Source organism: Agathobaculum faecis, assembly GCF_014287995.1.
Taxonomy (GTDB): Bacteria; Bacillota; Clostridia; order Oscillospirales; family Butyricicoccaceae; genus Agathobaculum; species Agathobaculum ammoniilyticum.
Map to the genome: position 1 here is coordinate 155,636 of NZ_JACOPL010000003.1, position 12,948 is coordinate 168,583.

A 12,948-nucleotide genomic window follows, 5' to 3' on the forward strand; every position below is an offset into this window, starting at 1 on the left:
GCTTCCAACTTTTTAGGTCCATCTGAATAAAGATTTAACACACTCCCGACAATAATCACAAATTTCCCTACGGCGCTTTGTCAGGATTGCTACAATAAAAATTTATAACCCCGCAAAGAAAAAAGCCGCCGGACGCCTCGGGTGCGTCCGGTGGCTTACCGCCTGTGCTTTTTATCAATATGAATTATCCCCTGTCTTTTCCTGCATATGGCGCAAAAAACGGCCCCTGCGTTTTCGCAGGGGCCGTCCATACCTTTACGGGTTGCTGTTTGCCGTTAACGGATAGTCATAGATATCGTGTCCGGTTTCGAGCGGAGCGCCGTCCACTGTGATCAAAACCTGATCCACGCCGCGCGCCTGCGCGAACGTATTGACCAGCGAATAGATCAGCATGCTCTCTCCCGTGGTGCCGGACGCGCGGACCGCCTCGCCATAGGCGGCGTTCATGTCCAGCTTGAGTACGCTGTCCTCCACGGACGACGACTGGACCTCGACACCAGCCGGCAGGGAATTGGCCGCGATCAGCGCGTCCACCAATGCCTGATCCGAGTCGTCCTTCGCGTCCGCGCCGACCGGCGTCAGGGTTTCGCCCTGTTCATCCGGCACATACACGATCACCGACTCCCCGCCCGAAGGGTTGGGGTTGTCTGGCTGCACCGGCTCCTCGTCCGGCTTGTCCGGCGTATCCGGCCCTTCCGGCTCCGCTGGCTTTTCCGGTTCGCTGACGGGCGGCTCTTCCTGTGTCTGCTGCCGCCCCGACACATAGCCATATACGCATGCCGCCGCGATCAACGCGACTACTATCAGGACCACAATAACAATCAAAGTACGTTTTTTCATCCAAAACGCCTCCTTCCTTTTGCATCACAGCGCCACGGCAGCAGCCTTCCGGCACAAGGGCCGCGCACAGCCAAACCCGCCCTGGCAAATCGGTATTCCTTTTATTATGTTTTCAATTATATCATATTAGACGAACCGGATACAAGCCTTGTTCCATTTGCTTGACAGCATCCCGTTTCCACGATACTATAAAAATGGAAGTTTTATTCACCTCAGCACTGTAAAAGGAGGATACCGTATGAATTATGAAATCAAGGGCGGCGTATTTCCGGTCGTGGTCTGCCAGTTGGCCGACGGCGAGCAGATGATCACGGAAAAGGGTTCTATGGTCTGGATGAGTCCCAATATGCAGATGGAAACGCGCGGCGGCGGCCTTGGGAAAATGTTTTCCAAAGCTTTTTCCGGCGAAAGCATGTTCCAGAACATCTATACCGCGAACGGCGCGGGCATGATCGCTTTCGGCTCCAGCTTCCCCGGCAAAGTCCTGCCGCTCGATATCGCCCCCGGCCGCGAAATGATCGTGCAAAAAAACGCATTCCTCGCCTCGGAAGCGGGAGTTGAGCTTTCCATCCATTTCAATAAAAAGCTGGGCGCAGGCTTTTTCGGCGGTGAGGGCTTCATTATGCAGCGCCTGTCCGGTTCCGGCACCGCCTTTGTTGAGATTGACGGCGAGTTGGTCGAATACGATCTGGCTGCGGGGCAGAAAATGGTGGTTGACACCGGAAACGTCGCGGGCTTTGAGCCGAGCGTGTCCATCGATATCCAGCAGGTACCCGGCCTGAAAAACAAGCTGCTCGGCGGTGAGGGGCTGTTTAACACTACCCTGACCGGCCCGGGCAAAATCTGGCTGCAGACCATGCCGATCTCCGGCGTCGCCATGGCCATCCGCCCGTTCATCCCTACGGGCAACGGCTGACCGGCTGGTCATTATTTGCAAAAAAGTGGAGGAAACAGGAGTTTCCTCCACTTTTTTGCATTTTTACAGCGCATGCACTGCCTGTACCATCTCGCGTACATAGGCTGTGACCGGCGGCACGCAGTCCGCGCCGTACTGGGCGCACAGCTTGACGATCGCCGAGCCGACAATCGCGCCGTCCGACTTCGCCGCCATTTCCGCCGCCTGCGCGGGTGTGGAAATGCCGAAGCCGACCGCGCACGGGATATCGCGCTCCTCCCGCACCAGCCGCACCATCGCGCCCACGTCGGTCGTGATATGTGAGCGCACGCCGGTCACGCCGAGCGAGGACACGCAATACACAAAGCCCTCGGCCGCGCGCGCAATCGCACGGACACGCTCGTGCGAGGTCGGCGCGACAAGCGAGATCAGATCAAGCCCGTACTGCCGGCACAGCGGATCAAATTCACCCTTTTCCTCATACGGCAGATCGGGCAGGATCAGCCCGTCCATGCCGGCCTCCGCCGCAGTGCGGATAAACCGTTCCGCCCCATAAGAGAACACCACGTTGGCATAGGTCATGAATACCATAGGCACGTCGGTTCTGGCGCGCAAACGGCGCACCATGTCGAAAATCTTATCCGTCGTCACGCCGCCCGCGAGCGCACGTTCGTTCGCCGCCTGAATGACCGGCCCCTCCGCGGTCGGGTCGGAAAACGGAATGCCAAGCTCGATCAGGTCCGCGCCCGCTTCCGCCATTGCGCAGACCAGCGCCTCGGTCACCGCGAGCGACGGGTCGCCGCAGGTGACGAACGGGATGAACGCCTTGCCGCGGGCAAATGCCTGCCTTACCTTACTCATGGATATCCTCCCCCCGATAACGCGCGATCGCGGCGCAGTCCTTATCGCCGCGGCCTGAAATGTTGATGACAATGATCTGGTCTTTGCCCATCTGCGGCGCGAGCTTCATCGCATGCGCGACCGCGTGCGCGGATTCGATCGCCGGTATAATGCCCTCGGTTCGGGACAGGTACTCGAACGCTTCCACCGCCTCGTCGTCCGTGACGGCGACGTATTCCGCGCGGCCGATGTCGTGCAGGTAGGCATGCTCCGGCCCGATGCCTGGGTAGTCCAGCCCTGCGGAAATCGAATACACCGGCGCGATCTGGCCGTACCCGTCTTGGCAGAAATAGCTCTTCATGCCATGGAAAATGCCCAGCCGTCCGGTGGCGATAGTGGCGGCAGTCTCGGCCGTGTCCACGCCGCGGCCCGCGGCCTCGCAGCCGATCAGCCGCACGCCCTTATCCTCAATGAAGTGGTAGAACGCGCCGATGGCGTTCGAGCCGCCGCCCACGCACGCCAGCACCGCGTCCGGCAGGCGGCCTTCCCGCTCCAGCACCTGCGCCCTGATCTCCCTGGAGATCACCGCCTGGAAATCGCGCACAATGGTCGGGAACGGGTGCGGCCCCATGCACGAGCCGAGGACGTAATGCGTATCCTCGATGCGGCTGGTCCACTCGCGCATGGTTTCACTGACCGCGTCCTTGAGCGTACCCGTGCCGTTGTCCACCGGATGCACCCGCGCACCCAGCAGCCGCATGCGGTACACGTTGAGCGCCTGCCGCTCGGTGTCCTCGCGCCCCATGAACACCTCGCACTCCATGTCCATCAGCGCGGCGGCGGTTGCTGTAGCCACACCGTGCTGTCCCGCGCCAGTCTCCGCGATCACGCGGGTCTTGCCCATTCTTTTGGCCAGCAGCACCTGCCCGAGCACGTTGTTGATCTTGTGCGCGCCTGTGTGGTTCAGGTCCTCGCGCTTGAGGTAAACCTTCGCTCCTCCCAGATCGCGCGTCATGCGCGCCGCATGATACAGGCGGCTCGGACGGCCTGCATAATCGTTCAGCAGTCCGGTCAGTTCCGCCTGAAAGGTGGGGTCGTTTTGATAGCGCTCATACGCCTGTTCGAGTTCAATGACCGCGTTCATCAGTGTTTCCGGCATGTACTGTCCGCCGTGTACGCCAAATCGTCCTTTGCTCATGGCTGTTCTCCCCTTACCAGCGCCGCCACGCGGCGCATTTTTGTTTCGTCCTTGACGCTGTCCGTTTCGATCCCGCTCGACAGGTCGAGCGCGTACGCGCCCGTGCGCAGGGCGAGCGGGAGGTTGCTTTCATTCAGGCCTCCGGCGAGGAAGTACGGCTTTTCCACCGCCCCGATCAGCGACCAGTCAAATGTGTGTCCGCTCCCACCGCAGACGCCTTTTATCGAAGCATCCAACAGCAGGAATTCCACTGGATAGTCTTTTACCCGTTCAATATCCGCATACGCCCCCACACGGACCGCATACAGCACCTGCGCGCCTGTCATACCGCGCAGGCGATCGAGATACGCCCTGTTTTCCCCGCCGTGAAGCTGCACCAGGTCGATTACGCCCGCGTTTACCAGCGCTGCGATGCGCTCCGGTTCGTCATTGACAAACACGCCCACGGCCTGTATGCCCGGCGCAAGCTGCGCGCGCAGCCGCGCCGCCTGTTCCTCGGTCACACGGCGTCGGCTGTCCGCAAACACAAAGCCGACATAGTCGGGGCGGGCCGCATTTGCAGCCAGGATATCCTGCTTGCGGGTCAGGCCGCAGAATTTGAGCTTCATTTCACCGCCTCCCTCAGGCCGCGCAGCGCCTCCTCCTTATCGAGCGACCGCATCAGGTATTCGCCCACCAGCAGCGCGTCCGCCCCAGCCTGCCGCAGCGCAGCCGCGTCCGCCGGACAGGATACGCCGCTCTCTGCGACAAAGACCGCGCCCGCCGGCACGCCCGCGCGCAGCCGCGCTGCATTGTTCAAATCGACCGAGAAATCCTTCAGGTTGCGGTTATTCACGCCGATTACCCGCGCACCCGCTGCAGCTGCGGAACGCAACTCCGCTTCGTCGTGCGTCTCCACCAGCGCGGACAGGCCGAGCGCGTCACAGACCGCAAGATATCGCCGCAGCGTATCCGTATCCAGCAGCCCACAGAGCAGCAGTACCGCGTCCGCGCCCAACACCTTCGCCTCGTAGAGCTGATATTCGTCCACCGTAAAATCCTTGCGCAGCAGGGGAACATCGACCGCCAGCCGTACCGCACGGAAGATATCGTCCGAGCCGAGGAACCATTTCGACTCGGTCAGCACCGAGATGCAGTCCGCGCCCGCCTCCTCGTACTGCCCGGCAATGCCAAGGTAGTCGAACTGCGGATCGATCACGCCCTTGGAGGGGCTGGCCTTTTTGATCTCGCAGATGAATGCGGCTTCTCTGCCCGCGAGCGCCTTTTCAAAGCGGAAGTCTCCGCGCGGCAGGGCTTCGGCCCGCGCCCTGAGCTCCTCCAGCGGGACACGCGCCCTGGCTGCCGCGACCCGCTCGCGCGCATGGGCGGCAATTTCGTCCAGGATCATGCGGATACCTCCTGTGTCGTCCGGATAAACTGTCCCAGCTTGGCATACGCTGCGCCGCTGTCGATCAGCTCCGCGGCCTTTTTGATGCCATCTGCGAGCTGGATGCCGTCGATACCAAGGTAGAGCGCGATACCCGCGTTGAGCAGTATCTCGCTGCGCTTCGCGCCGCGCTCTTTGCCCGAAAGTACGTCGCGCGTGATCTGCGCGTTCTCTTGCGGCGAGCCGCCGCGCAGGTCGGCCACCGTGCAGGACGGCAGGCCGAGGTCGGCCGGCGTGAACGCATACGGCGTCAGCTTGCCGAAGCGGATCTCGCACACCTTGTTCTCCCCGAGCAGGCTCGCCTCGTCCATGCCCCCGCCGCAGACCACCATGCCGCGCGTCACGCCGAGGTTGGAGAGTACCTGCGCCATCGGCAGCACCAGCTTTTCGTCGTACACGCCGAGCAACTGCATGGTCGCGCGCGCCGGATTGGACAGCGGCCCCAGCACGTTGAACAGCGTGCGCTCGCGCATACCCTTGCGCACGGGCGCAACGTTTTTCATCGACTTGTGATAGCCCTGCGCGAACAGGAAGCAGATACCGGTTTCCGTGAGCACGCGCTCGTTCTGCTCTGGGGACAGGTCGATCGCCGCGCCCAGCGCTTCGAGCACGTCTGCCGCGCCCGACTTGGACGACACCGAGCGGTTGCCGTGCTTGGCGATCGGCACTCCGCCCGCCGCCGCGACAAAGGACGCGGTGGTCGAGATGTTGAACGAGCCGACCTCGTCCCCGCCGGTGCCGACAATGTCCATCACCGCGCCGCGCGGCTCGATATGCGCGCCCTTTTCGCGCATCACCTCGGCACAGGCCGTGATTTCGGTGATGGTTTCGCCCTTCATGCGCAGGGCGGTGAGCAGCGTCGCCATCTCGATATCGGTCGCCGTACCGTCCATCATCTCCTGCATCGTGGCGCGGGCGGTGTCATAATCCAGATCCCTGCCGTTGATCACTGTGTGGATCGCCTGCTGTATCATTTACTTTGCCTCCTTAGCTCAATGGGTGGATAGGAAATTTTTCAGTATCGTATCGCCCCGCGGGGTCAGGATGGATTCCGGATGGAACTGCACCCCGTAAACGGGCCGCGTTTTGTGCCGCACGGCCATGATCTCGCCGTTCCCATCGCGCGCGGTCACGACAAGGCAGTCCGGCAGGGTGTCCGGCTCGGCCACCAGCGAGTGGTAGCGCGCGACCGTCACCTGCCCTTCCAGCCCGCGGAACAGCGGATCGTCCGGATCGAGTGTGACCGTACTCTGCTTGCCGTGCATCAGCCGTTTCGCGTGTACGATACGCGCGCCGAATACCTCGCAGATCGCCTGATGCCCGAGGCACACGCCGAGAATGGGGATGCGGCCGCCCAGGCGCCGGATCACGTCCTCGCAGACGCCCGCGTCCTTCGGGTAGCCTGGGCCAGGCGACAGGAGGATGTGCGAGGGCTGCATCTGCTCGACCACGCCGGCCGTTACCGCGTCGTTGCGCACCACCCGAATATCCGGCCGGATCGCCGCGGCCTGCTGGTACAGGTTGTAGGCAAAGGAATCGTAATTGTCGATCAGGAGTATCATCAGCCGTCCACCTCCGATGCGCGTTCGATCGCGCTCATCACCGCGCGCGCCTTGTTCGCGCTTTCCATATATTCGTTATGCGGCACGGAGTCCGCCACGATACCGCCGCCCGCCTGCACGGTGACCATGCCCTCCTTCTTCGCCGCCATGCGGATGGCGATGCAGGTGTCCATATTACCCGCCAGATCCAAATAGCCGAGCGCGCCGCCGTATACGCCGCGCGGCGCGCGCTCCAGCTCCTCAATGATCTCGCACGCACGTATTTTAGGCGCGCCGGACAGCGTACCCGCGGGCAGCACCGCCTCGAGCGCGTCGAGCGCGTCGCAGCCGTCCGCGAGATCGCCCTCGACCTGCGAGCAGATGTGCATGATCTTGGAATAGCGGTGAATCATCTGATAGGCGGTCACCTCCACCGAGCCGATCCGCGACACCCTCCCCAGGTCGTTGCGTCCCAAATCGACCAGCATATTATGCTCGGAAAGCTCCTTTTCGTCCGCCAGCAGCTCGCGTTCGAGCGCCTTGTCCTCGGCCGGCGTCGCGCCGCGCGGGCGGGAGCCGGCGACCGGAAAGGTGGTCAGCCGCCTGTCCTGCAGACGCACCAGCGTTTCGGGCGAGGAACACATGATCTCGTCTCCGTCGATGGACAGAAACACCATGTAGGGCGAGGGGTTGGTCGTGCGCAGCACACGGTAGGCCGGAAGCAGGCTGCCCGTATAGGGGCTGGTGAACTGCCGCGACTGCACTGCCTGAAAAATATCGCCGTTATAGATGTATTCCCGCGTTTTGCGGACAACTGCCGCGTACTGTTCCTCGGTTATGCTGCAGGAGAAGCAGGGCGTTTCCGCGGCCTGCAGCGGCGGGAGCGGGCTTTGGTCGTTCACCAGTGCGGCCATGTTTTCCAGCTCGGCGCAGGCTTTGCCGTAATTCTCCATCACGCTGTCCGTACTCATGTTGACAACCAGCACGAGCTTTTGCCGCAGATGGTCGTAGGCGATCACCTTGTCGAACAGCAGCAGGTCGAAGTCCTCCCACGCGCCGCGCCGGATGCGCAGCTTAGGTTCGGCGTAGCCCAACATTGCGTAAGCGAAGTAGCCCACGAACCCGCCGGTAAACGGCGGCAGTCCCTCGATGCGGGGCGCGCGGTACTTGCCCAGCAGCTCCCGCAGCACATCAAGCGGCTTTGCGGTCTGTATGGTGCGGTTTTCCGCGCCCTCGATCGTGACCACGCCGTTTTTACACCGTGCGCGCAGCACCGGATCGTAGCCGAGGAAGGAGTAGCGCGCCCATTTTTCGCCACCCTCCACGCTTTCCAGCAGGAAAAACCGTCTGGACCGCGCCTGCAGCCGCCGCAGCAGCGCGATCGGCGTGACCATATCCGCGTAGATTTCGCGGCAGACCGGAATGGTCGCATACCGCTCCGCCAGTTTTACGATTGCATCACAGCCTGGTGTTATCATATTTACCGCCCTCCGTTTGAAAACGATCTGGGCATCGGGGCAAGAAAAAAAGCCTTTGCCCTCACGATGCCGTCCTGCATCATGGGACAAAAGCCGAAACTTCTGCGGTGCCACCCAAATTGGCGTAAAAACGCCCGCTCAACAGCGCGCCAACACGCGCCCTCCCCTGGTAACGGCGGGATGCCCGTCAGCCATACTCTCCGGCGCGCCGGATTTGGGGCTGCCCTCACAAGTCCATTCGGAAACGGCCTTCGCTGCCACCCTCGCACCAACGGGCGGCTCTCTGGGAGCGCGGTCTCGCTCTTACTTACTCTTGCTCTGCGGTTTTGCCTTGTTCTGGTACACAGTATATGCTTTCTATAATAATTTGTCAAGCATTTTCTCTTCATTTTTTATTACTATAAAAATGGACAGGCCGCCGCACAGCAGCCTGTCCGGTTTGTCCGCTACTCGTCATCCTTCGTCTGTACTTTTTTCCTTTTGCGCACCGCTTCGGTGAGCAGGTACTCGATCTGGCCGTTGACCGAGCGGAACTCATCCTCTGCCCATCGGGCCAGCTCGTCGTACAGCGAGGCGGACAGCCGCAACGGCACCTGCTTTTTCGCTTTTTCCTTGTCCGCCATGGCCGCGCCCCCTTAAATCATTTTTCAAACTCGGATATATACCGCTCACACCGCCACCCAGCCGTTTTTCAGGCTATGCCTCATTATGCAAAATGCGCCGCACAAAACGTACCAGTCGTGCCAGGCCTATCACGCCCAGCGCCGCAATCAGCAATGCCGCCACCATGTTCTCACGCATTGACCACGCGAGGAACAGGCAAAAGCCGGAAGCAGCGGTAATCAGCACAAGGAACAGTATACGCAGCACATACCGCAACGGTTTAGGCAAGATTTCCGATGCGGCAGCATTCATCGCGGCATTGCGCGCGAGCCGCACAAAAAACGTAAACATGTTTTATCCCTCTTTTAGTAAATACTGCCCGAATTAACAACAGGCTGCGCGTCCTTTCCTGCGCAAAGCACAACCATCAGGTTGGAAACCATCTGCGCCTTGCGCTCATCGTCCAGATCCACCACCTGCTTGGCGCTCAGCTCTTCCAGCGCCATTTCGACCATACCTACCGCGCCCTCGACAATCATCTTGCGCGCGTCCACAACCGCGCTCGCCTGCTGGCGCTGCAGCATGGCCGCCGCGATCTCGGGCGCATAGGCCAGCGTAGTGATGCGCGCCTCTTCAATCCGCAGACCTGCGCATGCTACGCGTCCCTGTATCTCCTCCGCCAGTACGGCGGCAATCTCCTGCGCGGACCCACGCAGGCTTTTTTCGTCCCCTCCCTCGGATACATCGTAGGGGTACAAGCGTACCGTATTGCGCAGCGCCGTGTCCGACTGAATGGACAGGAACTCCTGATAGTTATCCACCGCGAACACCGCCTTTGCCGTGTCCTCAATATGCCAGATGACCGCGATGCCAATGACGATCGGATTGCCGAGCAGATCATTGATCTTCTGCTTGTCGTTGTTAAGCGTCATGGTCTTGAGCGAAAGCTTTTTGCTCATGCTCGCCGCCTTGACAATCTTACCACTCGAAGTATTTTCATTCTTGGCAAGATCATCGAGCGCTTTCTCGCTGGCGCTTTCTACCGTCGGATTGACCGAGCTGCAAAACGGATTGACAAAAAAAATGCCCTCACCCTTGAGCGTACCGATGTACTTGCCGAACAGCGTCAGTACGAGCGCCTCATTCGGCCGCAGCACCTTGATGCCGCACGCCAGCAGCCAACTCGGCACCGCCAGATATACGATGCCCACAACCAGCATAGCAGCCGCCATGCCTCCCATTTCATCCAGATTGACCGCGCCCAGTATGATCAGCGCGACCGCTGCGATGCATAGCAGGATGTCCAGCAGCAAAATCCCCAGTCCATTGGGCGCGCGCAGCGCTTTTTCCTCGTAAAATATGTTCTTTTCGTTCATGCTCTATCCCTCACAATGATATTAATTTGATATCATCATAATACACTTCCCTCTCCCCTTTGTCAACCGCTTTTTCGCTTTTCCGAAATCCATGCGCCGCGCACGACTATTGGCAACCTCTCCCATTCCAGCATAGATTGCAGGGAAAGGTGGTTTTTCTATGGTAATTCATGTCGTACAGCCCGGCGATTCGCTTTACCGCATCGCACAGACGCACGGCGTGCCGCTCCCGTTCCTCATCCAGCAGAACGAGCTGCGCGAACCGGCGCGGCTGACTCCTGGACAGACGATCGTGGTGCCGCAGCCCTCCGAAACCTATCTGGTCAAACGCGGGGATACGCTCGGCAGCATTGCGGCGCGGCACGGCACGACCGTCCTGTCCCTCTGGCAGAACAACCCGCAACTCGGCGGCACAGACCGCATCTATCCCGGCCAGATGCTCGTGCTTTCCTATCCGACGCCCAAGCTCGGTGCCTTTGCGGTCAACGGATATGCGTATCCGAATATCGACCCGCGCTTGCTGCGCAAGACCCTGCCCTATCTGACGTACTTATCCGTTTTTTCCTACGGCTTTGACCGTACCGGCCGCATTCTCCCACAGAACGCCGACCTGCTGATCCGCATGGCGCGGCAATATCAGGTCAAGCCGCTGCTGGTTCTGACCACGCTCGGCGAGGATGGCCAGTTTTCCGGCGAACGAGCGCATCTTGTGCTGCAAAATCCGTCCACGCGCGCGGCGCTGATCGATAACCTTGTTCAAACCCTGGAAAAACAGGGATATGCTGGCGTGGACATTGATTTTGAGTACATCCCGCCCGAGGACGCGGAAAGCTATACCGCTTTCATCCGTGAGGTGCGCGCGCGGCTGGAGCCGCTCGGCAAGATCGTCATGGTCGCGCTCGCCCCCAAAACCTCGGCCGGGCAGCGCGGGCTCCTATACGAGGCGCACGATTACCAAATGCTTGGCGAGGCCGCGGACTATGTGCTGCTGATGACCTATGAGTAAGGCTATTAATGATATGTATAAAGCCCGAGGAACAACCTCGGGCTTTCCCATGTCCAAATTGAACACCGTTATCTCAAACCAGCCGCGAGCTTCCGTACCAGCTCGTCGCCGTACTCATATCGCAGAAGATACGCAATCGTCTGCTCCTCCAGCCCGCAAACCTCCTGCAGCGCATCAACCGCGTCCTGCACGGCCTCGTCGCCCTCCGGCACGAACGGTCGGCACTGCGGCGCGGTGATGGCGGGCATCTGCCGCGCCGCATCGAATACCACGTCATAGCCCGCCTGCGTCAGACTGCGCATTTTGACAAAATTATATCCGTCCTTTTCGATGCACTCGCAGGGGTACGCTGTGCCGTTCAGCAGCACGTTCTTTTTCTCGATCATTCCATCCTCCTCCTCGACCAGCCGCCGCTTGAAATCCTCCCACAGCTGCGGATTCCGCACCCATGGCTCCGGACACGCCTTGTGCGTCACATCGTAATGTCGGCATACCCGACTGAGCGGGATATTGTATTTGTCCATCAGGCTGCGCACCAATCCGGCTGTGCGCGCGGCCGTCTGCTCGGTGATCGTATACCGGCCGCCCACTACGTCGCTGCACATTTCAATGCCGATGCTGTTGGCGTTGCGCGCGCCATTGAAATAGCTGCCGCCGCGCTCCGCGCCACAGTGCCAGGCGGTGTCGCTGTCCCGCACGGTCTGTGTTATGCTGTCCTCGTCCACGAAATAATGCGCGCTCGCGCCGCGCCCCGCGCCCTGGAAATAATGCGCATTGTTCGTGTCCGTGTCCCCATCGTTCGCGGTATAGTGGACAACGATCCAGAGGATCGGCGCGGTGCGGCCGCGCGCATAGTTCGAGCTGTGCGCCGGAATAAAGGGTATGTCCATATCCTATTCCTCCAGCGGCTTATCGTAGGTTTTCGCCCGATCGCTGTCGGTCACGCCGCTGGTGGTCGGGTCGTTGAGCGCGCTCCAGACATTGCACGCGACCAGGAACAGGCAGTAGGGATTGCTCACCGTGCCTTTGATGATTTCCCACACGCCCGCCCAGGTCGTCATATCGGCGGCGGTCAGGCCCGCATAGGCCAGCGCCGTCGCAAACGCGCCGAGGATGATCTGCACCCAAAACACGGGGTTCTTAATTCTTACTTTCAGGTTCATAGACAAAACTCCCTTTCATGTCGCGGATATCATGCTCCGCCTCCAGCATGCGCCCCTCCAGTTTATAGGTGCGCTCGACGATTTTGTTGTGTTCGGCCACCTTTTTCTCCAGCTGCTCGATACGGTAGCCCGTCAGGTTGGAGGATATCAGGATACCGCCGAACGTACCCGCCAGCGTCCCGATCAGGCTCATGCCCGCCACGATTACCTCTATTGGCATAGATGGTGGGGCGGTTCTACCCGCCCCGTCACCTCCTCCCTGTTATTTTGCGGCCTCGGCCTCCAGCAGTTCGTTCACCGGATAGCCCTTATGCTCGTAATACGCCTTGCGCGCCTTGAAGTCGCGCGCGAGGCCGTGACGGTTGTCATATACGTCGAGGATGTTCCCGATGCCGTGTACCTTGCCCTCCGCTGCGATGGCCTGAATCTCCGCGTCGTTTTTAATGTAGATGTTCATAATAGTATCCTTTCCGGCCTTACGGCCTGTCCGTGGTTGATTTATGTCCTCACCCTATGGGTGTACAGCGTCTTATCTTGACGCGCTCCGGTCAAATGCCCATAGGCACCGCCCCCTTTCCATAA

At 60.4% G+C, this 12,948-nt stretch carries 17 protein-coding genes; 2 read left to right on the forward strand and 15 right to left on the reverse strand.

All coding sequences use genetic code 11. From position 1 onward, the window contains the following. Positions 1-255 precede the first annotated feature (255 nt). Positions 256-840: a GerMN domain-containing protein gene (locus tag H8S45_RS04265; RefSeq protein WP_054326799.1), complete on the reverse strand. Its 585-nt coding sequence runs from the start codon at positions 838-840 to the stop codon at positions 256-258. A gap of 238 nt (positions 841-1,078) precedes the next feature. On the opposite strand from H8S45_RS04265, the gene H8S45_RS04270 reads away from it, so the two are divergent. After that, positions 1,079-1,756, forward strand: a complete 678-nt coding sequence (locus H8S45_RS04270; RefSeq protein ID WP_054326798.1) for a TIGR00266 family protein — start codon at positions 1,079-1,081, stop codon at positions 1,754-1,756. 63 nt (positions 1,757-1,819) lie between these two features. On the opposite strand, the gene trpA is transcribed toward H8S45_RS04270, so the two are convergent. From trpA to H8S45_RS04315, 10 genes are all read right to left on the reverse strand, one after another. After that, positions 1,820-2,596 carry a tryptophan synthase subunit alpha gene (gene trpA, locus H8S45_RS04275; protein WP_054326797.1) on the reverse strand — a complete coding sequence of 259 codons (777 nt, stop codon included), beginning with the start codon at positions 2,594-2,596 and terminating at the stop codon, positions 1,820-1,822. Then, the gene (gene trpB, locus H8S45_RS04280) at positions 2,589-3,773 is read right to left on the reverse strand and encodes a tryptophan synthase subunit beta (protein WP_054326796.1); all 1,185 of its coding nucleotides are present in this window, start codon (positions 3,771-3,773) and stop codon (positions 2,589-2,591) included. Before trpB ends, trpA begins: the two co-directional genes overlap by 8 nt. After that, positions 3,770-4,381, reverse strand: coding sequence for a phosphoribosylanthranilate isomerase (locus H8S45_RS04285; protein WP_054326795.1), 612 nt, complete (start codon positions 4,379-4,381; stop codon positions 3,770-3,772). Before H8S45_RS04285 ends, trpB begins: the two co-directional genes overlap by 4 nt. Further along, positions 4,378-5,160, reverse strand: coding sequence for an indole-3-glycerol phosphate synthase TrpC (gene trpC, locus H8S45_RS04290; protein ID WP_054326794.1), 783 nt, complete (start codon positions 5,158-5,160; stop codon positions 4,378-4,380). The genes H8S45_RS04285 and trpC overlap by 4 nt, the downstream gene beginning before the upstream one ends. Beyond that, positions 5,157-6,173, reverse strand: a complete 1,017-nt coding sequence (gene trpD / locus H8S45_RS16200; RefSeq protein ID WP_054326793.1) for an anthranilate phosphoribosyltransferase — start codon at positions 6,171-6,173, stop codon at positions 5,157-5,159. Before trpD ends, trpC begins: the two co-directional genes overlap by 4 nt. 18 nt (positions 6,174-6,191) lie before the next feature. Beyond that, on the reverse strand, positions 6,192-6,761 hold the full coding sequence (locus tag H8S45_RS16205; RefSeq protein WP_054326792.1) for an anthranilate synthase component II: 570 nt from the start codon (positions 6,759-6,761) through the stop codon (positions 6,192-6,194). Then, positions 6,761-8,218 (reverse strand): anthranilate synthase component I family protein, encoded by a 1,458-nt coding sequence (locus H8S45_RS04300; RefSeq protein WP_054326791.1) that lies wholly within the window; start codon positions 8,216-8,218, stop codon positions 6,761-6,763. The genes H8S45_RS16205 and H8S45_RS04300 overlap by 1 nt, the downstream gene beginning before the upstream one ends. Before the next feature lie 446 nt (positions 8,219-8,664). Then, the gene (locus H8S45_RS04305; RefSeq protein WP_082396942.1) at positions 8,665-8,841 is read right to left on the reverse strand and encodes a ribbon-helix-helix domain-containing protein; all 177 of its coding nucleotides are present in this window, start codon (positions 8,839-8,841) and stop codon (positions 8,665-8,667) included. 73 nt (positions 8,842-8,914) lie between these two features. Continuing rightward, positions 8,915-9,172 carry a hypothetical protein gene (locus H8S45_RS04310; RefSeq protein WP_054326790.1) on the reverse strand — a complete coding sequence of 86 codons (258 nt, stop codon included), beginning with the start codon at positions 9,170-9,172 and terminating at the stop codon, positions 8,915-8,917. 14 nt (positions 9,173-9,186) lie between these two features. Continuing rightward, positions 9,187-10,197: an SPFH domain-containing protein gene (locus tag H8S45_RS04315; RefSeq protein ID WP_107630898.1), complete on the reverse strand. Its 1,011-nt coding sequence runs from the start codon at positions 10,195-10,197 to the stop codon at positions 9,187-9,189. Positions 10,198-10,357: 160 nt separating this feature from the next. Here H8S45_RS04315 and H8S45_RS04320 point away from each other — a divergent pair, with 160 nt between their 5' ends. Beyond that, positions 10,358-11,203 (forward strand): LysM peptidoglycan-binding domain-containing protein, encoded by an 846-nt coding sequence (locus tag H8S45_RS04320; protein ID WP_147573951.1) that lies wholly within the window; start codon positions 10,358-10,360, stop codon positions 11,201-11,203. Between the two features lie 68 nt (positions 11,204-11,271). Here the strand turns inward: H8S45_RS04320 and H8S45_RS04325 are convergent, their stop codons facing one another. Genes H8S45_RS04325 through H8S45_RS04340 form a run of 4 tightly spaced genes read right to left on the reverse strand, consistent with a single transcriptional unit; the run spans position 11,272 to position 12,823 of the window. Beyond that, positions 11,272-12,093, reverse strand: a complete 822-nt coding sequence (locus H8S45_RS04325; RefSeq protein ID WP_054326786.1) for a peptidoglycan recognition protein family protein — start codon at positions 12,091-12,093, stop codon at positions 11,272-11,274. Positions 12,094-12,096: 3 nt separating this feature from the next. Continuing rightward, a complete protein-coding gene (locus tag H8S45_RS04330; protein ID WP_186949610.1) occupies positions 12,097-12,366 on the reverse strand; it encodes a phage holin in 270 nt (89 codons plus the stop codon). Next, the gene (locus H8S45_RS04335) at positions 12,344-12,586 is read right to left on the reverse strand and encodes a hypothetical protein (RefSeq protein ID WP_107631482.1); all 243 of its coding nucleotides are present in this window, start codon (positions 12,584-12,586) and stop codon (positions 12,344-12,346) included. The genes H8S45_RS04330 and H8S45_RS04335 overlap by 23 nt, the downstream gene beginning before the upstream one ends. A gap of 42 nt (positions 12,587-12,628) precedes the next feature. Next, positions 12,629-12,823, reverse strand: coding sequence for a hypothetical protein (locus tag H8S45_RS04340; RefSeq protein ID WP_107631481.1), 195 nt, complete (start codon positions 12,821-12,823; stop codon positions 12,629-12,631). Positions 12,824-12,948: the final 125 nt, after the last annotated feature.

Excerpts from the sequence above, each read along its gene's own strand:
- H8S45_RS16205 (WP_054326792.1), bottom strand. The coding sequence starts at position 6,761 with ATGATACTCCTGATCGACAATTACGATTCCTTTGCCTACAACCTGTAC.
- H8S45_RS04265 (WP_054326799.1), bottom strand. The coding sequence starts at position 840 with ATGAAAAAACGTACTTTGATTGTTATTGTGGTCCTGATAGTAGTCGCG.
- trpD (WP_054326793.1), bottom strand. The coding sequence starts at position 6,173 with ATGATACAGCAGGCGATCCACACAGTGATCAACGGCAGGGATCTGGAT.
- H8S45_RS04320 (WP_147573951.1), top strand. The coding sequence starts at position 10,358 with ATGGTAATTCATGTCGTACAGCCCGGCGATTCGCTTTACCGCATCGCA.
- trpA (WP_054326797.1), bottom strand. The coding sequence starts at position 2,596 with ATGAGTAAGGTAAGGCAGGCATTTGCCCGCGGCAAGGCGTTCATCCCG.
- H8S45_RS04340 (WP_107631481.1), bottom strand. The coding sequence starts at position 12,823 with ATGAACATCTACATTAAAAACGACGCGGAGATTCAGGCCATCGCAGCG.
- H8S45_RS04285 (WP_054326795.1), bottom strand. The coding sequence starts at position 4,381 with ATGAAGCTCAAATTCTGCGGCCTGACCCGCAAGCAGGATATCCTGGCT.
- H8S45_RS04270 (WP_054326798.1), top strand. The coding sequence starts at position 1,079 with ATGAATTATGAAATCAAGGGCGGCGTATTTCCGGTCGTGGTCTGCCAG.
- H8S45_RS04315 (WP_107630898.1), bottom strand. The coding sequence starts at position 10,197 with ATGAACGAAAAGAACATATTTTACGAGGAAAAAGCGCTGCGCGCGCCC.
- H8S45_RS04325 (WP_054326786.1), bottom strand. The coding sequence starts at position 12,093 with ATGGACATACCCTTTATTCCGGCGCACAGCTCGAACTATGCGCGCGGC.
- H8S45_RS04305 (WP_082396942.1), bottom strand. The coding sequence starts at position 8,841 with ATGGCGGACAAGGAAAAAGCGAAAAAGCAGGTGCCGTTGCGGCTGTCC.
- trpB (WP_054326796.1), bottom strand. The coding sequence starts at position 3,773 with ATGAGCAAAGGACGATTTGGCGTACACGGCGGACAGTACATGCCGGAA.
- H8S45_RS04310 (WP_054326790.1), bottom strand. The coding sequence starts at position 9,172 with ATGTTTACGTTTTTTGTGCGGCTCGCGCGCAATGCCGCGATGAATGCT.
- H8S45_RS04330 (WP_186949610.1), bottom strand. The coding sequence starts at position 12,366 with ATGAACCTGAAAGTAAGAATTAAGAACCCCGTGTTTTGGGTGCAGATC.
- H8S45_RS04335 (WP_107631482.1), bottom strand. The coding sequence starts at position 12,586 with ATGCCAATAGAGGTAATCGTGGCGGGCATGAGCCTGATCGGGACGCTG.
- trpC (WP_054326794.1), bottom strand. The coding sequence starts at position 5,160 with ATGATCCTGGACGAAATTGCCGCCCATGCGCGCGAGCGGGTCGCGGCA.
- H8S45_RS04300 (WP_054326791.1), bottom strand. The coding sequence starts at position 8,218 with ATGATAACACCAGGCTGTGATGCAATCGTAAAACTGGCGGAGCGGTAT.